The sequence below is a fragment of the Chryseobacterium sp. ZHDP1 genome, assembly GCF_018603435.1.
Lineage (GTDB): Bacteria > Bacteroidota > Bacteroidia > Flavobacteriales > Weeksellaceae > Chryseobacterium > Chryseobacterium indicum.
On record NZ_CP075682.1, the window covers coordinates 2,731,412 to 2,754,208 of the forward strand.

Below are 22,797 nucleotides of genomic sequence, written 5' to 3' on the forward strand. Positions count from 1 at the left end.
GCGGGAGTTTTTTTATGCCCTTGCTTTACATGATCAACATAAATTAACCTCAGTTAGGAATAAGAAATAAATTTAAATAATTGATTTATAACATTATATTAACTTATCGCAAAGAAAAAGAAAAGATTTTTTTACTTATTGAAAATTGGTAAGCTAAGCAAAGACACTGCGTTTACCTAAAAAATACAAAAATGGCATTACTTTGATAAGGTTTACGCCTTTGTATATCTTAAAACTGAATTCTTGATAATTGAATCTCTTTGTTTAACCTTGCGTTTAATAAGACTTATCCCAAACTCAGGTTAAATTAAAGATTCTTAAGTTGATTTTCAAAATCTGATTATTTTATCGCAAAGGAAAACGGAGAAGTATTCTCTGAAATGCTTTTAAGATAAACAATGCTGCTTCGCTTATCCAAGCAATACAAAAACGATTGATCGCATGAATAGGCAAGAACTTTGAAAATCAAATAGTTAAACTGTTCATCTTTTTAAATTCTTATATCAAACTTAAGATGATTAATAGGTTTTGGATTTCAGCATCTGATCAAAATACTGAATGAGTAAAGCTCTTTCTGCATCGGAGAGATTAGCTTCCTTGTGATAAACAATATAACCCGGCATCGGCATGGTTTTATTCTGAATAGTCTGGATCGACTTACTCAGCATGCTCTGCTTTAAATCTTTATTATATGTATCCCAAATTGAAAAATTAAGATGTTCACGTCCTTCGTTGATGTGACTTTTCACAGACCATGAAATTGGCGCAATATAAGCATATTTAGGATAAACCGTTTCGTTGGAATGACAATCGTAACACGCTCCTTTCAGCAATCCCTGAATTTTTGCAGGCGTTTTTTTAACATCCACAAAATTAACTTTGTGATCCACCGGAGGATTTACTTTATCTGTTGAAATAAACTGAATTAAAGCAAATCCCAGCAAAGTCCAGAAAAATATTTTCTTAAATGTTTTCATATTTATCTTGAAGGCGTTACCAAAGCATCATTTCCTTTCAGATCAAGCTTATTAGCATCTTTAGGCTGAGATTTCGGCTCTGCTTTCGGTGTACTGATTTTTGACGGATCCAGAACTCTTGTATCTTTAAGATCCCAGTTTTCGTTGCTGTCCCAAAGCGGTCTTACGATGGCTGTTTTGTAGTAAATGTAGGAATCTTCTGCAAAAGTTTCGTTCTGGAAATCTGCTTCGTCCCAAAAGCCGTTTCCGTTGTTATCCACTAAAATCCTTACAATGTATTCTCCGGGTTTTAGGATATCAAATTTAACCTCGCTTCCTTTGGTATATTTCTGAAACAACACTTTATCTGAACTGTCCAAGAGCTGCAGCCAGTAGCTTGATTTCGGAGCATTCTGAAGAATAAATTTTAAGCTTCCGAAATTCTCGACTTTATCAGCTTCAAAATCGAAACGTTTCGACTGATAATTTTTAGCAAAAAATGATGAAACGGTTTCTTTCGGAATGGTAAGCTGATATTTTTTACCTGAAATAAAATCTGCTTTCACCAAAATCTGATACGGATTTTTCTCTGAAATTTTTGCGGTAAAAGGAACAGTGTTCAGCGAATCTCCTGCAACTCTGAAAATCCATTTATCGGTGTTTATTTTATCTACATAATAATTGGAAAGGATTTTAAAGTCTTCTTTCGGAGGAAGCAAGGCACCGCCGTTATCACTGTTGATATCCATTGCGTTTTTCGCATTGTATCTGTAAAACAACGAGGCGTTGTAAAGGCTGTCTTTCTTTCCTATTCCTGCATTGTACCCGAACTTTAAATTCTCGTTTGTAGTCTGTCCTACCTCACTTTTTACGGCATCAAACCAGATTCTTACGGAATCGGACTTCGGAGCGTGGGTTACTTTGTAATCCTTTATTTTTTCGTTTAAAGGTTTTACGGTAACTTCATTCGGTTTTCCTTCAAAAGTCATCACAACTCCTCCCGGAGCCTCTTTCATTTCAAGGTATTTCACCGGCTTTTTAGACGGATATAATTTCAGATTTAATCCTGAAACCGATTTTTCTACGACAACAGGATCTTTCTGAAAGCCTACTTTTTCTTTCCCCGGATCGTACATGGAATTTCCGTTTTCATCTTCAAACGCGATGATTTTATATTTTCCGGCAGCAAGATAATTCAGCTCAAAATAGCCATCATCATCAACTTTCGTAATGTAGTAAGGTTTCTGTCTGTAATTGATAGTGTCTTTTACCTGATACAATCCTACAACAAATTTATTTTCACTGGCTTTTTTAATGGATAAAGCATCTCTTACATCCCCGCTTACATAAAGATCATCAAGCTTGTCTCCGGTAGAAAACGCGAAATTGTAATATCTCAGAATATTGGCTTCATTATTATCTGCAATAGAATTTCCGAAATTAAAATTGTACGTTGTATTCGCCTGTAAAGTGTCTTTCCACTGGATCAGGATAAACTTGTTGGCAATATTGGAAGGAACAATTCTGGTGATATTTTTAATCGGCGGAGAAATATTCAGGTTTTTGTTGATGTCTTTTAACGTAATGTATTCGTCAAAATCTATTCTTAGCTGCTTTATATCTCTCGGCACATTTACTCTTGAAGAATCTATATTTGAGCTTAAAAATTTCGGAGCCAAGGAATCTTTTGCGCCCCCGACAGGAGAACCTACTCTTGCACAAGACTGCAAAAGAAAAGCGAAAACCAATAAAAAAAGAATTCTTTTCATGAAGATGTTTACGCAAAAATAAACATTATTCTCCATAAACTTCACTATGACCTTTCAATGTATCGCGATCATCGCTCATTACGCTGTGAAGCTTATCTTTCTGAGGCGGAAAATCTTCAAACAATCCAGACAAAGCCAAAGCGGTATACACTCTGTTGGAATATTTATTACCGATAGCAATAATGGTAACTTTAGATTTCAGAAGATGCGCAAAAACGGAATTCGTTCCGTGCCACCAACCGTTGTGATACGTCAGTTTTTCTCCGTTATCAAAAATTTTCATCCTGAAGCCGAAACCGTAATTATTCATTCCGAATTTTTCATTGCTGTAAGGCGTGAAAACCTGCTGCATCAATTCAGGCTTTAAAAAATCCTTCGAAAACATTGCTTTTGAAAAACTGTATAAATCTCGCGGTGTGGTATATACATTTTTATCTCCGTAAATTAAATCCAGCCTGTCTAAAGGATACAGTTTATTTCCTCCGTAATAAAAAGACTGTGACGCCGTAGGAATATCTTTTTCCTGAAAAATATAGGAGTTTTTCATTTTCAGAGGATCAAAAACCATTTCTTTCATCGCCTGAGGAAAAGGAACTTTCGTTACTTTTTCAATAATTAAAGCCAACATGGCAAAATTCGTGTTGCAGTACATAAATCCGGTATCTGTTTCTCTTGCCAGATCCGGTTTATATTTAATGATCATATTCAAAATATCCTCATTGGTAAGGAACGTTTTTGAAAGTTCTGCGGGAGCCGGCTGAATTTTAGTGATGAAGTATTCGTATTTCGGAAGTCCGCTTCTTTGGTCGAGTAACGTTTTAACGGTAACATTCGGATAAGGAAAACCCGGAAAATATTGGGTAAGATGATCGGATAAGTTCACTTTTCCTGCTTCAACGAGCTTCAGCATTGCCATTGCGGTCAACGTTTTTGAAACGGAAGCCACATGAAGCGGTGTATTTTTATCAATCGGGTTCTGATTTCCTTCTCTGGCAAAGCCTCTGTAATTTTCGTAAATAATATTATCTCCTTTCGCGACTAAAATTCCCCCGCTCAGATCACCGTTTTCCCAAACTTTCTGATAATAGCTGTTGATATAATTTGCCAGTGAAGCCTTATTGGCAACCTGATTTTCCGCGGGCGTAAAAACTTTGTTTACATCTACATTTCCGTAATTGGGAAGATTGGTCGTGCTTTCAGTGACACTGTCCTGATTTTCAGATTTTTTTTTGCAGGAAAAAAGAAATAAAAAGGCAGATAGTACAAGGATAAAATTACGCTTCGTCATGAGTTTCGAAAATGAGCGGCAATTTAATAAAACTCGAAATAATTCGTATCTCCTGAATGGAAATTATGAATTATTTAACATAAATAAAAATGAAAAATAATTCATAAAATAGTATCGTCAAAATTTATTTCTAATCTTACTGAATTTCAAGGCTAAGCAAACTGTGCCACAATTTTATCGACAATCACCTGCGCCAGTTTTTCCTTGCTCTGAACCGTCCATCCTGCAATATGCGGAGTAACAATTACTTTGTCGGATTCCAGAAGGTATTGAAGGTCTTCATTTTTTGTTTCCAGATTTTCGAAAGAAGATTTTTCGTATTCCAGAACATCAAGACAGGCACCTTTTATTTTACCCGCTTTTAATGCCTCAACTAAACTTTTCGTTTCAATATTCTTTCCTCTTGCTGTGTTTACAAAATAGAAATTGTTTTTCATCTCAGAGATAAACAAACCGTCCACCAGATAATACGTCTGTTCTGTTAATGGAATGTGTAAGCTTACAACTTCGGCTCTTTCCTTTAATTCTTCCAAAGAAACCTGTGTTGCAAATTCATCCGAAAGATCAGGAAGAATATCATGAAAAATCACGGTGCAGCCAAAACCTGAAAGTCTTTTTGCTGTGGCTTTTCCCATATTTCCATAACCGATAAGTCCCACTGTTTTTCCCAACAGTTCGTCGCCTCTGTTTTCTTCACGAAGCCAGATGCCGTTTTTCACTTCCTGAGAAGCGATAAAAAGCCGGTTCATTAAAATCAGCAACATCCCGACAACGTGTTCTGCCACAGAATCCCTGTTTCCTTCCGGAGAATTGATTAGTTGAATTCCCAGTTTTTCAGCCATCGGAATGTCTATATTTTCCATTCCTGCTCCTACTCTTGCAATGAATTTCAGATTTTTAGCTTTTTCTAAAAAATTCTTATCCAAAGGAATTCTGCTTCGGATGATAATTCCGTCATATTGTTCAATTTTAGCACAAACCTCATCATAAGAAGAGCTGAAATCTTCTTCCAGAATAAAGTTTTTAGCTAAAAGCTGTTCGGTAATTAAGGGATGGTTTTTATCGAGGAGTAAAATTCTCATTTTTTTAACACTAATGACACTAATATTGTTGCACAAATGGCACTAAACTATAATTTGCCGTTAATTACTCTTTTTACACCATCTTTAAACTGATGGGTATTAAAATTAATCAACATTCCAAGTTTGGAATTGCTCAATCGAAGATAGGTAAGAATCTGAGCTAAATGCACATCATTCAGTAACTCAACGGATTTTATTTCTATTATAAATTTATTTTCAATAAATAAATCGAGCCTGTAACCTACATCTAATTTCACATCTTCATAAATCAAAGGCATTGGTTTTTGTTTTTCAACAAAAAGTCCCTGCTTTTGAAGTTCATAGAGCATACATTCCTCATAAGCACTCTCCAGCAATCCGGGTCCTAAAACTTTATGAACTAAATAACCGGACTCATAAACTATTTTCGAGATTTCATTTTCAGAAATATCATTTTTCATCTTGTGTTATAATAATCTAAAACACAAATTTCTTTTTAAATGTAATTACAAAATAAAATTACTTGCGGAAATTTGTGTAAACATTTGTGTTATTTGTGTTTAATCAGCTCGGCTCCTGAAAAAGCTTTTTAAGTTCAATAGATTCAGAAGGTTTCATTCTTCCGGAAAGAATCAGGGAAAGTTCTTTTCTTCTCAGTGCTGCTGCATATCGTTCTTTTTCAAGATCTGTTTCAGGTTCCATATCTGGAATCGGGATCGGTCTGTTGAACTCATCTACCGCAACGAAGGTATAAATTCCTTTGTTGGTCTGAATTTTTTTATGATTGATCGGATCATCCAGCCAAACATCTACATAGATTTCCATTGAGGTGGAAAAAGCTCTGGAAACTTTGGATTCCATCACAACAATTCCTCCTTCCGGAATCGGATGATCGAATGAAACGTGATTTACGGATGCCGTTACGACTCTTCTTTCGCAATGTCTTGTTGCGGAAATCGAAGCACATCGATCCATTCTTGCCAATAATTCTCCTCCGAAAAGGTTTCTCAATTGGTTGGTGTCATTCGGAAGTACAATATTCGTCATCACCGTCAGAGATTCTGACGCCTTTTTTATTTTTGCCATTTCGTTGTCTTAGTGTTGTTTTGAGTTGCCGGAACTTTTGCCGCATTTTTCACTGCGGGCTGAATGGTTTTCGGTGCTACAGAATCTTTCTTTAAAGAATCTGCAACCGGAACCGGAGTTATTTTTGGCTGAGCTTTTACAGTATCCTGAATTCTGTGTGTTTTTGTCTGTACAGAGATATTGGCTTTGTCAAAAGATTTCTCTCCGAAAAGAAGTTCCTGCTGCGTGTATGCTACGTATACGATTCCTAAAATCGGGATGATAACCAGAAAAGCCCAAAGAATAGATTTATTAAACTGATAATCTTTCTCAGTATTCAGAGAAGTTGCTAACGGAATGTTTTTATTGCTAATATCGGAAATCTTAATTTCTTCAAGACCATAAAAATCCGGATGATCCGATTGCAGTCTGTTTCCTTTAAAATGTGTTTTGCCGTCTTCTACAAAAAGGACTCCTAAACCCTGAATTTCAAGTGTCTGATCTGCCTGCAGTTTTTTCTTCCAAAAATCGGTCTGAATCTGAAGATCTGTTTTTGAAGCTTCCAAAGTCATCTGTTTCTGCCCCGCAATAAAAGATGCCAAATCATCAGATTTCGCCTCATAATCGGAACTGTAAACGATTTTGCTTGCAGGAGGAAGAATGCTCCCATTTTCGGAATTGATAATGGCTTTGGAATTTTCCAAAGAAAAAACGCCAAAATCCGGAACAATAACGGTCCCGAATTGTTTCAAATATTCTAAAATGTAAGCTGAAATATTCATTTGGCAGCAAATTTATGACTTTTTCACGACTTTTTGAGAGATTTATTGATGATGAATTTATGTTTAAAATTATTAGATATATGAATTATATTTTGGGATGAAACCAATTTTACAGAATTTAATTTTGAAAACACGCCAAATTCCGTTCCTATTGATTTTAAAACTGAAAAACAACAAAAAAGACTGCCGAAGCAGTCTTAAATCTAACTTTACATTCTATAGTTAATCTTAAATATAGCCTGAATATTTACTGAATTTTCCAGCTGATCCCAAACATAAAATTCGTTCCTGCCTGAGAAAAATAATATGGAGAGCCGTCATAAACTGCTCCGTTGTTCACATACTTTTTATTGAATAAATTATTCACCAAAAGCTTCAGGGCAATCTCGTTATTTTTAATTTTAAACTGGTACTGCGCATTAAAATCGGTTAAAAAATAATCTTTAAGCTGTAAATTTTCATCTTGCGAATTATCCAGATATTGTTTTCCGACATACTGATTTATTAATGCAAACTGGAAATTCTGTGTCGGATTGAATTTCAAACCTAAATTGGCAATCACATCCGGAGAAAAAGAAATATGTGTATTTCCGAGATCTTTAACGCCTGTTTCTGTTTCTACTTTAAAATCTAAATTCCTGTTGTTGCTGAAACTCACATTTCCGGAAAGTTCCCACTGTTTGGAAAGCTTTGCCAAAGCTCCAAGCTCAATTCCGCTTCGGTAGCTTTTTCCGGAATTCGTTCTGATGAAAGCACCCACATTATTCAGTTCGCCATTTAAAACCAACTGATTCACGTAATACATATAATATAAGTTTGCGGTAAAAGACACTTTCCCGAACTGCTTTTCTACTCCGGCTTCGAAATCGTGAAGCTTTTCAGCCTTTACTTCATTATTTGCCAACAGATCATCTCTGTTCGGTTCGCGGTGCGCATGTGCATAGGAAACGAAAATTTTTCCTGCTGAAATTTTATAATTGATCCCCGCTTTTGGATTAAAGAACAGCCAGTTTTTATTTAAATCAGCGCCTTCTCCATCTCCTGCCGTGATGATTTTTGTATCATAATCTACATTTCTCAATTGCAGGTCTCCGAAAAATTCAAAATCATTCATTCTTACCAGTGCTTTGGCAAAACCTGAAACTTCGTTTTTCACAGAGCGGTTTCTGTAATATTCATGCTCATCAATCTGGGGAAGAAAAACGCCCGTTACATTGCCGAAATGTCTTCCGTAGTATTGATTGGCAACGGCTCCGAAGTTCACATCAACTGTTCCCAATTTTCCGTAAAGCGTAGAAACAACTCCGTAGAAATCGTTATCCAGCCATTTTTTTCTGATAAAATCTGTTCTCGTCAAGGTTTGAGAACCGTTGATGAAGTTAGGAAGATTATATTTCGAAAATTTAGCGTCCTGCTTATAGTTTTCATAATATCCTTTTCCTTTGGTGTAATGTACCGTTGTTTCCAGATTCCATCTTTCATTGAATTTCTGTTCCCAAAGCAACTGATAATGGTTCTGTCTGTAATTATCCGTTTCATTATCATAAAATCCGACAATATTTTCCCAATTTGAGTCGTAAATCGCTCCCGAATAATTAAATTTAGGATCGGTTTCCCATGTTTTCCTATCGATTCCGTTCCACGCCTGATACGTTTTTTCTTTTCCTCCGAAAGCCATCAAACGAATTCTTGTATTTCCTTCCTCATACAAAGCGGTCAGATTGTAAGAATTTAATTTTGAAAAAGCACGGTCTATATATCCGTCAGAATTGATGTGGGTATATCTTCCCATTACAGAAAGACGGTTTCCCAAGAATTTTCCGGAACCTATTTCCGCAGAGTATTTATAGGTGTTGAAAGATCCGTAACTGTCGTCTGTTTTAAAATAAAACTTCTCTTCAGGATCTTTGGAAAGTACATTGATGCTTGCTCCAAAAGCCGCAGAACCATTATTGGAAGTTCCCACCCCTCTCTGAATTAAAATCTGTGACGCCGAACTCGTAAGATCCGGAACATTCACGAAAAATGTCCCCTGACTTTCGGAATCGTTGTACGGAACGCCGTTCATCATGACATTGATGGCGCTTCCCGCAACACCACGAATCCGGAATCCTGTATACCCCACTCCGTTTCCGGCATCTGAAGTTGAAATGATGGAAGTCTGATTTTTCAGTAAAATCGGGAGATCCTGTCCTAAATTCCTGCTGTCCAAATCTTTCTGAACATTGATGATTTCTTTGGCAACAGGAAGTCTTTTGGTAAAATTAACGGCTTCAATTTCCCTTACTTTCAGGGAATCGGAATTCTGCGCCTGTAAAAAAGCGAAAGAGCCAACGGTAAGCCCTAAAAAAAATAATCCTTTCATTCTATAAATCTTTAAAATTTAATGAATAAAAGGGGCGGATTATGATGAGTAATTAGTAATCGGTAATAAGTAATATGATGAAGATTACTCATCGCTCATTACCTATTGCTCATTTTTAATTTCCCTAAACGGCATTACCCGTTCCAGGTTCATTGGGTATAATCTCAGCTTGCTACAGCACCCCTTTATTTCAGCCGCGAAATTACGAAAAATTTACCAACTCTGGAAAATTACGTTTTTCAGTCTATTTTTACTCACTAAAATCATTTAATTAGAAACTTGCGCTATTGGAGAAAGATTCTTGAAATTCATGTTTAAATCTAATAGGTCCTGTTCTGCGAATCTACATAATAATAATTCTTACTGTCTTTTGAAACCTCGAACATTTTACCAAGCTTCCAGCTAAAATTTCGTTTAATATCAGAATATTCAAACGGAATAATCACCTTACCATTCACATCCACGACTCCGAAAATATTATTTTTTGAAGCAATAATCATGGGATTGGCAACATCATCACCTTCTAAAATAAAAAGATAGTCGTATTGAGGATAAATTTTAAACTGTTTGTAGTCATATGGATTTTCAAACGTCGCTTTTTCGATGATTCCGAAAAAACCATTCATCGTATACACCTGAAAAAGCTGCTGAACATATTCTTTGTGAGGACATTTTGCCAAATCGGACTGTTTATACTGATACACCCTTTTGCCTGTTCTGTCTACCCGGTAAGAAATTTCATCTTTCTCTACTGTCGCATAATCCGCAGTCCCGAATTTTCTGAGTTTTACATTAGGAGAGTTCAGAAGATTACAGTCTTCGTAGAAAAATACCGCAATGTGATATTCCGGCTGAATGATAAATTTTCCTTTCTGGTTCACATATCCGAATTTGCCGTCCTGTTTTTTCGGAATTAACAGCGGAAGCTCTTCGGTGATGATTGGAAGATCACTATTAAGCTTTGCCTTTTCTGATGATTTTTTAACCGCAGTTTTAGAACCTGTCTTCGAAGGCAATTTCTTCACTGTTTTAGCCTGAGAAAAAACAAAAACCGAAATAAAAAGGAATAAAACCGAAGCTACATTTTTCATAATCATCAATTGTTTGCAAAAATATCGCCAAAAATAGAAAATATAAAATACATATTTATAAAGAATCTAAATAATTTAAACTTGAAAAAATTGTAAAATTCCGTAAATTTGGGCACGTTTTCAGGCGTTTATTATGACAGACGTCTTAAAGAAGTCATTTTTAATATACTATCTAAAAATTTCAGCTTCTTGCTTAGATCAAATAAACAAAAAATAATAATTCTGCCGGAAAACACACGATGATAATCTTCCTTTGATTAAGATTGATTATCATCCGATTAAGATTGAAAAGATTTCTATTATTATGAATATTTATCAGGATTACATCCAAGAGATTGAAGAAAGAAAAACTCAGGGGCTTCATCCAAAGCCGATTGACAGTGCAGAATTATTAAGCGAGATCATCGCGCAGATTAAAGATACAGCAAACGAATACAGGGCTGATTCTCTTAAATTTTTTATTTACAACACCTTACCCGGAACCACGAGTGCAGCCGGTGTAAAAGCTAAATTTTTAAAAGAAATTATTCTTGGTGAATCTGTAGTAGAAGAAATCTCTCCGGTTTTTGCTTTCGAATTGTTATCCCACATGAAAGGTGGAAAATCTATCGAAGTATTGCTGGATCTGGCTTTAGGAAACAACGAAAATATCGCAAGACAGGCTGCAGAAGTATTGAAAACGCAGGTTTTCCTTTATGAAGCAGATACTACCCGTCTGAAGGAAGCCTTCAATATCGGGAACGAAATTGCAAAAGAAATTCTGGAAAGCTATGCAAAAGCAGAATTCTTCACAAAACTTCCTGAAGTTGCTGAAGAAATTAAAGTAGTTACTTTCATCGCAGGGGAAGGAGATATTTCTACCGATTTACTTTCTCCGGGTAATCAGGCACACTCAAGATCAGACCGCGAATTACACGGTAAATGCATGATTACGCCTCAGGCGCAGGAAGAAATCAAAGCGTTACAGGCAAAACATCCGGATGCTAGCGTAATGCTTATCGCAGAAAAAGGAACAATGGGAGTTGGTTCTTCGCGTATGTCCGGTGTAAACAACGTTGCACTCTGGACAGGAAAACAGGCAAGTCCTTATATTCCTTTCGTAAATATTGCTCCTATTGTTGGAGGAACAAACGGCATCTCTCCTATCTTCCTTACAACAGTAGACGTAACCGGAGGTATCGGAATCGATCTTAAAAACTGGGTAAAGAAAGTAGACGAAAACGGAAACGCTGTTCTTAACGAAGAAGGCGAACCTATTCTTGAGCAGACTTATTCTGTTGCAACAGGAACGGTTTTAACCATCAATACCAAAGAGAAAAAATTATACAACGGAGATCAGGAACTTATTGATCTTACAAAATCTTTCACACCGCAGAAAATGGAATTCATTAAAGCGGGTGGATCTTACGCCATCGTGTTCGGTAAAAAATTACAGACATTCGCTGCTGAAGTTTTAGGCATCGAAGCTCCGGTAGTTTTTGCACCTTCTAAAGAAATTTCTCACGAAGGACAGGGGCTTACTGCGGTTGAAAAAATCTTCAACAGAAATGCAGTAGGAAAAACTCCAGGTAAAATCTTACACGCAGGATCCGATGTACGTGTGAAAGTAAACATCGTAGGTTCTCAGGATACTACAGGTTTAATGACGGCTCAGGAACTGGAATCTATGGCTGCAACGGTAATTTCTCCGGTAGTAGACGGAGCTTACCAGTCCGGATGTCACACCGCTTCAGTTTGGGATAAAAAAGCACAGGCTAATATTCCTAAATTAATGAAATTCATGAACGAATTCGGTTTGATCACTGCACGTGACCCGAAAGGTGAATATCATGCGATGACAGACGTTATCCACAAAGTTCTTAACGATATTACTGTAGACGAATGGGCAATCATCATCGGAGGAGATTCTCACACGAGAATGTCTAAAGGAGTTGCTTTCGGAGCAGATTCAGGAACTGTTGCCCTTGCTTTGGCGACAGGAGAAGCATCAATGCCAATTCCGGAATCTGTAAAAGTAACATTCAAAGGAACAATGAAAGAACACATGGATTTCCGTGATGTGGTTCATGCAACTCAGGCTCAGATGTTGAAACAGTTCGGAGGAGAAAACGTGTTCCAGGGAAGAATTATTGAGGTTCACATCGGAACACTTCCTGCCGATCAGGCATTTACCTTCACAGACTGGACGGCTGAAATGAAAGCAAAAGCTTCCATTAATATTTCTGAAGATGCTACTTTAATCGAGTCTCTGGAAATTGCAAAAAGCAGAATCCAGATCATGATTGATAAAGGAATGGATAACCACAATCAGGTTCTTCAGGGATTAATTGACAAGGCTAATAAAAGAATTGAGGAAATCAGATCTGGTGAAAAACCTGCTCTGACTCCGGATTCCAATGCTAAATATTACGCTGAAGTTGTTGTAGATCTTGATGCGATTGTAGAACCAATGATCGCCGATCCGGATGTAAACAACGAAGATGTTTCTAAAAGATATACGCACGATACCATCAGAGATTTAACGTATTACGGTGGTGAGAAAAAAGTAGATCTTGGTTTCGTCGGATCTTGTATGGTTCACAAAGGAGATTTAAAGATTGTTTCTCAGATGCTTAAAAACATTGAAAAACAAAACGGTACGGTAGAATTTAAAGCTCCGCTTGTGGTGGCTGCTCCTACCTATAACATCATTGATGAATTAAAAGCTGAAGGCGACTGGGAATTTTTAGAGAAATATTCAGGTTTTGAGTTTGACGATAATGCTCCTAAAGGCGAAGCTCGTGTTGAATATAAAAACATGATGTATCTAGAAAGACCGGGATGTAACCTTTGTATGGGGAATCAGGAAAAAGCAGCAAAAGGAGATACGGTTTTAGCCACTTCTACCCGTCTTTTCCAGGGAAGAGTGGTTGAAGATTCTGAACGTAAAAAAGGAGAATCTCTATTAGCTTCAACTCCGGTAGTTGTACTTTCTGCGATCATGGGAAGAATTCCAAGCATCGATGAGTATAAAACAGCGGTTGAAGGCATTGATCTTACTACTTTTGTTCCTTCGATTAAAGAACTTACAAGTACAAGCGCTCACTAAAAAGCTTACAAGTAAGCCGTAAAGGCTGTTTTAACAATTTATAGAATTGAAAGATTTTACTCGTAAAGATGTAGAATCTTTCAATTTTTTATTTAGAATCTTTCCATTTAAAGATTTGCAAAAATTATTTTAACTTAGATCAATCCCAAAAATTTTATTTTTTCTTAACTTGAAGGTTGGAAATTTTCAGAATTATTTATCATTTTTTATCCTTTTTAAAAGCATACAGGAATAGAATTTGATAATTTAATGATGTTAATTTATTTAATAGCAAAGAGCAAATAATTAAAACAGAAGAAAAATAAATTCAGATATGACTTTTGATATTGATATGATCAAAAAAGTGTACGAGCGTTACCCGGAAAGAATTGCTGCGGCAAGAAAAGTAGTGGGAAAACCTCTTACCCTTTCAGAAAAAATCCTTTATACCCACCTTTGGGAAGGAAACGCAACACAGGCACACGAAAGAGGAAATTCTTACGTAGATTTCGCACCGGACAGAGTGGCAATGCAGGATGCAACGGCACAAATGGCGCTGCTCCAGTTTATGCAGGCAGGAAAAGCAAAAGTGGCTGTTCCTTCAACGGCTCACGCCGATCACCTTATTCAGGCAAAAGTAGGTGCTGACAAAGATTTGCAGGAGGGAATTAACAAAAACTCTGAAGTTTTCAATTTCCTGAGTTCAGTTTGTGATAAGTACGGAATCGGTTTCTGGAAGCCGGGAGCCGGAATCATCCATCAGGTTGTACTGGAAAACTACGCTTTCCCTGGAGGAATGATGATCGGAACAGACTCCCATACCGTAAACGCAGGAGGTTTAGGAATGGTTGCCATCGGAGTTGGTGGTGCAGATGCAGTTGACGTAATGGCAGGAATGGCTTGGGAACTTAAAATGCCGAAATTAATCGGGGTAAAACTAACCGGTAAAATGTCCGGCTGGACTTCCGCAAAAGACGTGATCTTAAAAGTAGCAGGAATTCTTACCGTAAAAGGAGGAACAGGCTGCATCGTAGAATACTTTGGAGAAGGAGCTGAATCTCTTTCTGCGACAGGAAAAGGAACGATCTGTAATATGGGAGCGGAAATCGGAGCAACGACTTCTACTTTCGGATATGATGATTCCATGAGAAGATATCTTTCGTCTACCGGAAGACAGGATGTTGTAGATGCTGCAGATCAGATTGCAGAACATTTAACAGGAGATCCTGAAGTATATGCAAATCCTGAGCAATATTTTGATCAGTTAATTGAAATTAATCTTTCTGAACTGACTCCTCACTTAAACGGACCTTTCACTCCTGATCTGGCAACGCCTGTTTCTGAATTCAGAGCAAAAGCAGAAGCCAACGGATGGCCTTTAGAAGTAGAATGGGCACTGATTGGCTCCTGTACCAATTCGTCCTACGAAGATTTATCAAGAGCAGCTTCTATCGTGGAAGACGCAGTAGAAAAAGGAGTAAAACCGAAAGCAATTCTGGGAATTAATCCGGGTTCTGAGCAGGTGAAATTTACCGCAGAAAGAGACGGATATTTAGATTCGTTCAGAAAGTTTGAGAATGCAAGAATCTTTACGAACGCCTGCGGTCCTTGTATCGGACAATGGGACAGAGAAGGTGCTGAAAAAGGTGAAAAGAATTCAATCATCCATTCATTCAACAGAAACTTTGCGAAAAGAGCAGACGGAAATCCAAATACGCATGCTTTCGTAGCTTCTCCGGAAATGGTAGCGGCTGTGGCAATTTCGGGCAGACTGGATTTTAATCCAATTACCGATACTTTAACCAACGAAGCGGGAGAGCAGATTAAATTAGACGAGCCAAAAGGTTTTGAATTACCGGAAAAAGGATTCGCGGTAGATGACAATGGTTATCAGGCGCCTTCTGAAGACGGATCTTCTGTTCAGGTAAATGTAAGCCCAACTTCAGACAGACTTCAGTTATTGGAAGAATTTCCGGCTTGGGACGGCAAAAATATTACAGGGGCAAGACTTTTAATAAAGGCTTTCGGAAAATGTACCACCGACCACATTTCTATGGCTGGACCATGGCTGAAATATAGAGGTCACCTTGATAATATTTCAAATAATATGTTGATCGGAGCAGTTAATGCATTCAACATGGAAACCAATAAAGTTAAAAATCAGCTGACAGGAGAATACGGAGAAGTTCCTGCTGTACAGAGAGATTATAAAGCTGCAGGAATTCCATCCATCGTCGTGGGAGACCAAAACTATGGGGAAGGTTCTTCAAGAGAACACGCAGCGATGGAACCAAGACATTTGGGCGTAAAAGCTGTTTTGGTAAAATCGTTTGCGAGAATTCATGAAACCAACCTTAAAAAACAGGGAATGTTGGGAATTACTTTTGCCAATGAAGCAGATTATGATAAAATTCTGGAAGATGATGTGATCAATTTCCTAGATCTTGATCAGTTTGCTCCGGGAAAACAACTGACTTTAGAATTCATCCATTCAGATGGAACGAAGGACATTGTGATGGCAAACCATACCTACAACGATCAGCAAATTGACTGGTTTAAGGCAGGTTCTGCTTTAAATCTGATAAAACAACAGGAGAAAAATTAATTGTTAGATCTAATTAATCATTAAAAAAGCAACTTCAGATTGAAGTTGCTTTTTATTTTATATTGATTTAGTTTATTTTTAGGCTTTAAAAAATAACTGTAAAACTGATCTATGAAAAAACTTTTACTGCTTTTATCGTTTCTTCCTGTACTCTCTTTCGCTCAGGAAAACAACGAAGTGAAAATTAATGCCTATGGAATATTTAAATCAAGAATTGATATCGGATATGAGCGAATTATTAATTACAATGCCGGAATAGGAAGTTACTTTATATATCAATGGAAAGAAAAATATGCGGTTATGCCATATTATAGATTTTACACGGATAATGAAGGTATTGCAAAAGATTTTTTTATTGAAGCATTAGCTATTTACAACAGAAACAAATATTCTCCGCTTGACGACAATGGTCAGACTTTAAATAATGAGAAATGGGGATCATCTTTAGGAATCGGAGCCGGAGTTGGAGAAAAATATGTATTTCTATCAAATATCTTTGTGGAAGCTGGTCTGGAAGCCGGAATTGTTAAAAATTTATCTGCTTCAGACAGAGATCAGTACGGCGGATTATTCCGCCTCTTTATTTCAGCAGGGTATAGATTTTAAATTTAAGAGAATAAAAATGTAACAAAAGTACTTTTTTCGATGTCTAATAGAATACCAGAAAGACATTATGAAAAAAGCGATTATTGCGTTATCAATTTTGGGCAGTATCTTTTCTTTTGCCCAGGAAAAAACGAATAACCAGACAACCAAAGAAAAACAAATTGAAGGGGTAACCATTACCAAAACTAAAAAAGCCGTTGAACAGAAAGCAGACCGTACGATTTTCGATTTTTCGGAACAGCCGCAGCTTAATAATGGAAACGTTCTGGAAGGCATCAAAAAACTTCCCGGACTGGTTTCTACCGATATAGCAGGAATGATGTATCAGGGAAAAGTTCTGGATGTCTATTTAAATGGAAGACCTTTGAACATTACTTCCAATGAGCTTAATTCTTTTCTTGAAGGAATGCCTGCCAATTCTGTAGACCGAATTGAAGTGATCACACAGCCCGGTGCGGAATTTCCTGCCACTTCCGGAGGCGCGATCATGAATATTATTACGAATAAGAATGCGAATAAATATTTAACGGCAACGTATTCCGGAAATTATTCGTTTACTAATTATGATAAATTCAGAAGCAGAACAAGCAACTCTCTGAATCTGAATGCGAGAAATAAAATTTTCGGATGGCAACTGAATGTTGGTCAGAATTACCGTGAAAGCATGCTGAACAGCAATCAGGATAATTTAATGTTAAGCAATACGGACAGAGTGGGAAGAGGATATTTTGCAAAATCCGGGCTTACTTTTGATCTCGGACAGGACAGATTGCTTTTAAATTATGATATTTATCATAATAACAATGATAATTATACTTCCAGCAACGGACTTGCAGATCTTCCTTATTATCTGAATCCGAATATTATCAGAGAAGGAAAATTTTCCAGTTTTGATGCAGCTCACACCGACAATTTGAGACAGGAAGCTGTGGTAACGTATCAGAAACGTTTCACGGAAAAATCTCAGAAGCTGGACTTCCAGTTTGGTTTTACAAAATCCGACAGTAAATTTATTCAGGATAATATTTTTACAGATGTGGTTTATACCAACCCTGTTGAAAACAGTCCAAGAATTCCTTTTTCAAATAAACTGAACAACAAATCGGATATGGAAATCGCCAATTTTAAGGTAGATTATTCTCAGCCTTTAAAGATTCTGGACGGTGGAAAAGTAAGTTTGGGAGGATTGTACGAGCATCAGAAATTTGATACGGAAAGCAAAGGAATCACAAATTTAGAATATACCAGACAAACAACAGCAACTTATCTGGAGTTTCAGGCTAAGCTGAAAAAGTTCGATTTTATTTTGGGAACGCGTGCTGAAAATTATGATATTTCCGGTGTTACAAGATATTACAACAACAAAAATCTTATTGAGGCAGATCTTCTTCCTTTTAACAAGTTTAAATTGTTCCCGAACGCAAGTGTTCAGTACAATCTGATGAATCAGGTGTATGTAGCAGCAAATTATAATAAAAAGATAAATTTGCCGAGTATTTCCGCCTTAAACCCGAACAACACCACATTTCAGGGACCGAATACACAGGTAACGGGAAACCCGAATCTTCAGCCAACGATATTTGATAATTATGAAATAAAAATTTCGGCTTTCGATTATGCATTTATCGGATACAGTGTAAGTTCAGCAAAAAATCAGGTTGCACAGATCATCAGAAAAGACGGAAAAAACCTGTTCAACGAGCAGATTAATATTTCTGAAATGAAAATCCACAATTTCAATGTCGGATTACCGGTTCCTTTCATGATTTTCAGCAAACCATTGAGCGAAATTATGAAGTTTAATTTCAATCCGGATAAGATCAACTTCATGTATATTTATGCCGGTTATCAGAAGCATGATATTGACAATCTGAATAATAAAGGATTCTGGATTCTGAATCTGATGACGCAGATCATTTTACCGAAGGAGATCAAATTAACCGCCAATTACAGTTATCTGACTCCAAAAGCAGGGTATTTTTATTTCACCGCGGAAAAGCCATTCAACAATTCTGTGGATCTTACGCTGACGAAGAAATTTATGAACAATCGTTTGACGGTTTCTGTTTTTGCCAATGATATTTTCAACGGACAATTGATGCAGGTTCGCTCCAATCCACCTTCAGGAGAAACGGTCATGCTGAGAACGAAATACGACTCAAGAAATTTCGGATTGTCTGTTAATTACAAAATCCCGACGAAGAACAAATTGGCAAAAGAAGATGCAAACATCCTGAATCAGACGAAGAAAGATGAAAATGGCGGTGTGATGCAGCAGGGACAGTAGTTTTTTTTCTAAACACTAATTGCACGAATGTTTTGCACAAATTTCACGAATAATTTTGATTTATAATGATTAAGCAAAATTGAAACTGATAAGTATTTATTTTATCAATAGGAGCGGACTTTAGTCCGCTTTTTTACGCCCTAAAGAAAAGCTTCAGCCAAAACTTAGAAAATTTGTGTGATCTGTGTAAAAACATTCGTGCCATTAGTGTTTATTCAATACGAGCGGACTAAAGTCCGCTTTTTTACGCTCCAAAGAAAGGCTTTAGCCAAAACTTAGAATATTTGTGCGATTTGTGCAAAACATTTGTGCAATTTGTGTTCAAGTTAAAAATCAACAGTCTGAAAACGCCAGTTCAACGTATCAATCAATGTTAACTGATTCAACGGCAATGGTAAATCTGTAATAATTTTCAAAGCTAAATTCGCCATCATGCTTCCTACAATTCCGGGTAAAGCACCTAAAACGCCCAAACCGTCACAATCCGGAAGCTGTTCATCAAAAGGCGGTTCCGGAAAAATATCTCTTAAATTTTTACTGCCATTATAATTAAAAATCGCGACCTGCCCCGAAAAGCCGAGAATACTTCCATACACCAAAGGCTTTTTTAGTTGTACACAAACATCATTAACTAAATATCTCGTTTTAAAATTATCAGAACCATCAACAATGATATCAAATCCGAAAATCAATTCTTCTGCGTTTGATTCATCTATTTTTTGTTCAATTCCGATGAATTTAATTTGATGATTTAGATTTATGACAAACATTTCGGCGCTTTTTACTTTAGAAATTCCGACCGTTTTTTCATTGTGAATAATTTGTCGGTTTAAATTATGGGGTTCCACCTCATCAAAATCCACGACACCCAAAGTTCCGACACCTGCAGCAGCCAAATATTGAATAACGGGACTTCCCAAACCTCCTGCTCCGATTACCAAAACTTTAGAATTCATTATTTTTCTTTGACCTTCCAATCCGATTTCTTCTATGAAAATCTGTCGGCTGTATCGTGCAAAAATGTCTTCTTTTTTCATTGATTATTTTTATTTGAACCATTAAGATTTTATTAAGGAGTTTAGAAAGATTAAGTATTTGCAAGCAAATAAAAATAAGTTGAATTACTAAAAAAATATTTTTAAATATTTTCTTAATTAAACTTAACTCCTTAATAAAATCTTAATGGTTCAAATTTCTAATTTAAGTTCCGCTATAAACCACATCCCAGTCTTTCATTACCGGATCGTAGCCTGATTTTTTAATTATATTTTTGATTTCATCCATACTTCTTTCGTCGCTGGTTTCGAATTGCTCCAACGACTCTTTATCCACAGCATAACCTCCTGGATTGGTCTTGGAAGCAGCACTCATCGCTGTTGCACCTAATGAAATAATGTTATTTCTAAACTTTTCATTTTCCCTTGTGGAAATAGAAATCTCCAAATCTTCATTCCAGATTCGGTAAGCGCAGATGAGCTGTAATAAATCTCTGTCGGACATAATGAAATTCGGTTCAATAATTCCTTCCGCAGGTCGGAGGCGCGGAAATGAAACTGAATATCTGCTTTTCCAGTATTGCTTTTGGAGATAATCGATGTGTAAGGCATTGAAAAAACTGTCAACACGCCAATCTTCCAGCCCCAATAAAACACCGAGCCCTATTTTATGAATTCCGGTTTTTCCAATTCTGTCGGGTGTTTCCAGTCGGAAGTCGAAATTCGACTTTTTTCCTTTCGGATGATATTCTCTATAAACATCCTGATGATAGGTTTCCTGATAAACCAAAACCGCATGTACTCCTGCTTCATGAAGCCGTCGGTATTCTTCTTCCGATAAAGGCTGAACTTCAATCGAGATATTCGCAAAATGAGGCTTTAAAAGCTGAATGGCATTTAGAAAATAATCTATTCCGACCGTTTTATTGGCTTCACCGCTTACCAGCAAAACATGATTCACGCCCATTGATTTTAAAACGGAGGCTTCAATCAGAATTTCAGTATCAGAAAGTGTTTTTCTTTTAATGGAATTATCCAGACTGAAACCGCAGTAAGTACAGATATTCTGACATTCATTACTAAGATACAACGGCGCATACAACTGAATGGTTTTCCCGAAACGCTTTTGGGTAAGCTGTTGAGTCATTTTTGCCATCACTTCCAGTTTTTGAGAAGCAACAGGCGACAGAAAATTCAAAAAATCCTCGATGGTTTTATTCTTTTTCTGAAGACTTTTTTCAACATCGGTTAACGTTACTTTTTCAAGTTTCGTTTTCACCTCATCCCATTGGTATTTTTCAAAAAAATCTTTAAAACTCTTCATTTCATTTAATTTTAATCAAACAAAAAAGAAGTCAGTGGACTTGAAGCTTCTGCATGATGTGAAATTGCCCCCAAACCGGATTCAAAAGCTCTTCTTCCTGAAATCACTCCTTCTTTAAAAGCCAATGCCATATTTACAGGATTCTTCGCCACCGCAATGGCTGTGTTTACCAAAACCGCATCGGCTCCCATTTCCATTGCTTTTGCCGCGTCGGAAGGTGCACCAATTCCCGCATCTACCACAACCGGAACATTGCTTTGAGCGATAATAATTTCCAGAAAATCCAGTGTTTTTAATCCTTTATTGGTTCCTATCGGGGCTCCTAAAGGCATGACAACGGCTGTTCCTGCATCTTCGAGACGTTTGCACAGAACAGGATCTGCATGAATGTATGGCATCACAACAAATCCTAATTTTGCCAGTTCCTCTGTAGCGTACAATGTTTCAACAGGATCGGGTAACAGATATTTCGGATCGGGATGAATTTCCAGTTTCACCCAGTTGGTTTCCAGTGCTTCTCTTGCCAACTGTGCCGCTAAAACAGCTTCTTTGGCAGCCCTCGCTCCTGAAGTATTGGGTAAAAGGTGAGATTTTGTAGGTTTTAATGCGCTTAAAATATCGTCTTCCGAAGAATGAGCATCGATTCTTTTCAAAGCCATGGTTACCAATTCGCTTTCAGAAGCGATGATAGAATTAGTCATTTCCGACAGGCTTCCGAATTTTCCTGTTCCTAAGAATAATCTCGATTCAAATATTCTGTCGGCTATTTTTAAAGGTTGATTTTTCATATTTACTTTTTAATTTAGATGTTTATAAGAGTTATTTGAATTCTAAAATGTTTCTGAATTCTCTAATTACAAAAGGCTGACTGGTAATCTGTCCGGAAACAGCAACACCATAAATTCCGATTTCCTGTAACTGTCTGATATCCTCCAAAACCACTCCACCAATGGCAAAAATTTTTGGAATCTCAATTGATTTTTCTTTTAAACTATTGATGATTTCACCATAACCTTCAAATCCTAATATCGGACTTAATTGTTCTTTGGTAGAAGTAAATCTCAACGGACCTAATCCGATGTAATCGCAGCGTTCGACCATTCTCTGAAGAATATCTGAAAAAGTATTGGCTGTTCCTCCGATGATTTTATTTTCTCCCAAAATGTATCTCGCCTTTTCTACTGACATATCTTTCAGTCCCAGATGAACTCCATCCGCATCAACGTCTTTTGCGATCTGAACATGATCGTTAATGATACAAACAACCTGATAATCTGAACATAACTTTTTTGAAATTTCACAGAGTCTTATGAAATCTTTTTCGGGTGTATTTTTCCAGCGAACCTGAATCCATTTTGCGCCATAATCTAGAGCTTTCCGGATGTTCTTTTCCTGATCTTCTAATTTTGAACCTTGAGAGATGTATTGTAATTTCTCCATTATTTATTTAATATAATTTTCTTTTAACGCGAAGAAGACGCAAGGTTAGTTTTAAAAATCTTCTGCATATTTTTCGTTCGCAACGGCATTTCATTC

General features: G+C 36.9%; 17 protein-coding genes and 1 riboswitch. Of the genes, 4 read left to right on the forward strand and 13 right to left on the reverse strand.

Annotated features, from left to right (window positions below; genetic code table 11):
- Positions 1 to 518 precede the first annotated feature (518 nt).
- From KKI44_RS12355 to KKI44_RS12395, 9 genes are all read right to left on the reverse strand, one after another.
- The gene (locus KKI44_RS12355) at positions 519 to 977 is read right to left on the reverse strand and encodes a heme-binding domain-containing protein (RefSeq protein ID WP_214587549.1); all 459 of its coding nucleotides are present in this window, start codon (positions 975 to 977) and stop codon (positions 519 to 521) included.
- A gap of 2 nt (positions 978 to 979) precedes the next feature.
- Positions 980 to 2,725: an Ig-like domain-containing domain gene (locus KKI44_RS12360; protein WP_214587550.1), complete on the reverse strand. Its 1,746-nt coding sequence runs from the start codon at positions 2,723 to 2,725 to the stop codon at positions 980 to 982.
- A gap of 25 nt (positions 2,726 to 2,750) precedes the next feature.
- The gene (locus tag KKI44_RS12365; protein ID WP_214587551.1) at positions 2,751 to 4,013 is read right to left on the reverse strand and encodes a serine hydrolase domain-containing protein; all 1,263 of its coding nucleotides are present in this window, start codon (positions 4,011 to 4,013) and stop codon (positions 2,751 to 2,753) included.
- 152 nt (positions 4,014 to 4,165) lie between these two features.
- On the reverse strand, positions 4,166 to 5,095 hold the full coding sequence (locus tag KKI44_RS12370) for a 2-hydroxyacid dehydrogenase (protein ID WP_214587552.1): 930 nt from the start codon (positions 5,093 to 5,095) through the stop codon (positions 4,166 to 4,168).
- A gap of 47 nt (positions 5,096 to 5,142) precedes the next feature.
- Complete coding sequence (locus KKI44_RS12375; protein ID WP_317195181.1) at positions 5,143 to 5,535, reverse strand: GxxExxY protein; 393 nt, start codon at positions 5,533 to 5,535, stop codon at positions 5,143 to 5,145.
- A 103-nt stretch (positions 5,536 to 5,638) separates the two neighbouring features.
- Positions 5,639 to 6,160: an acyl-CoA thioesterase gene (locus tag KKI44_RS12380; protein ID WP_214587553.1), complete on the reverse strand. Its 522-nt coding sequence runs from the start codon at positions 6,158 to 6,160 to the stop codon at positions 5,639 to 5,641.
- The gene (locus KKI44_RS12385) at positions 6,148 to 6,921 is read right to left on the reverse strand and encodes a hypothetical protein (protein ID WP_214587554.1); all 774 of its coding nucleotides are present in this window, start codon (positions 6,919 to 6,921) and stop codon (positions 6,148 to 6,150) included. Before KKI44_RS12385 ends, KKI44_RS12380 begins: the two co-directional genes overlap by 13 nt.
- Before the next feature lie 247 nt (positions 6,922 to 7,168).
- The gene (locus tag KKI44_RS12390) at positions 7,169 to 9,286 is read right to left on the reverse strand and encodes a TonB-dependent receptor (RefSeq protein ID WP_214587555.1); all 2,118 of its coding nucleotides are present in this window, start codon (positions 9,284 to 9,286) and stop codon (positions 7,169 to 7,171) included.
- Positions 9,287 to 9,390: 104 nt separating this feature from the next.
- Positions 9,391 to 9,479: riboswitch (TPP riboswitch) on the reverse strand.
- 127 nt (positions 9,480 to 9,606) lie between these two features.
- Positions 9,607 to 10,377 carry a WG repeat-containing protein gene (locus tag KKI44_RS12395; RefSeq protein WP_214587556.1) on the reverse strand — a complete coding sequence of 257 codons (771 nt, stop codon included), beginning with the start codon at positions 10,375 to 10,377 and terminating at the stop codon, positions 9,607 to 9,609.
- Between the two features lie 304 nt (positions 10,378 to 10,681).
- Between KKI44_RS12395 and KKI44_RS12400 the strand changes: the two genes are divergently transcribed.
- From KKI44_RS12400 to KKI44_RS12415, 4 genes are all read left to right on the forward strand, one after another.
- On the forward strand, positions 10,682 to 13,465 hold the full coding sequence (locus tag KKI44_RS12400) for a bifunctional aconitate hydratase 2/2-methylisocitrate dehydratase (RefSeq protein WP_214587557.1): 2,784 nt from the start codon (positions 10,682 to 10,684) through the stop codon (positions 13,463 to 13,465).
- A 313-nt stretch (positions 13,466 to 13,778) separates the two neighbouring features.
- Positions 13,779 to 16,049 (forward strand): aconitate hydratase, encoded by a 2,271-nt coding sequence (locus KKI44_RS12405; RefSeq protein ID WP_214587558.1) that lies wholly within the window; start codon positions 13,779 to 13,781, stop codon positions 16,047 to 16,049.
- A 111-nt stretch (positions 16,050 to 16,160) separates the two neighbouring features.
- Positions 16,161 to 16,655 carry a hypothetical protein gene (locus KKI44_RS12410; protein ID WP_214587559.1) on the forward strand — a complete coding sequence of 165 codons (495 nt, stop codon included), beginning with the start codon at positions 16,161 to 16,163 and terminating at the stop codon, positions 16,653 to 16,655.
- A gap of 67 nt (positions 16,656 to 16,722) precedes the next feature.
- Positions 16,723 to 18,942 carry an outer membrane beta-barrel protein gene (locus KKI44_RS12415; RefSeq protein WP_214587560.1) on the forward strand — a complete coding sequence of 740 codons (2,220 nt, stop codon included), beginning with the start codon at positions 16,723 to 16,725 and terminating at the stop codon, positions 18,940 to 18,942.
- Positions 18,943 to 19,268: 326 nt separating this feature from the next.
- On the opposite strand, the gene KKI44_RS12420 is transcribed toward KKI44_RS12415, so the two are convergent.
- From KKI44_RS12420 to KKI44_RS12435, 4 genes are all read right to left on the reverse strand, one after another.
- Complete coding sequence (locus tag KKI44_RS12420) at positions 19,269 to 19,979, reverse strand: HesA/MoeB/ThiF family protein (RefSeq protein ID WP_214587561.1); 711 nt, start codon at positions 19,977 to 19,979, stop codon at positions 19,269 to 19,271.
- A 163-nt stretch (positions 19,980 to 20,142) separates the two neighbouring features.
- Positions 20,143 to 21,261, reverse strand: a complete 1,119-nt coding sequence (thiH, locus tag KKI44_RS12425; RefSeq protein ID WP_214587562.1) for a 2-iminoacetate synthase ThiH — start codon at positions 21,259 to 21,261, stop codon at positions 20,143 to 20,145.
- 11 nt (positions 21,262 to 21,272) lie between these two features.
- Positions 21,273 to 22,049, reverse strand: a complete 777-nt coding sequence (locus KKI44_RS12430; RefSeq protein WP_214587563.1) for a thiazole synthase — start codon at positions 22,047 to 22,049, stop codon at positions 21,273 to 21,275.
- 31 nt (positions 22,050 to 22,080) lie between these two features.
- Positions 22,081 to 22,701, reverse strand: a complete 621-nt coding sequence (locus KKI44_RS12435; RefSeq protein WP_214587564.1) for a thiamine phosphate synthase — start codon at positions 22,699 to 22,701, stop codon at positions 22,081 to 22,083.
- Between the last annotated feature and the right edge of the window lie 96 nt (positions 22,702 to 22,797).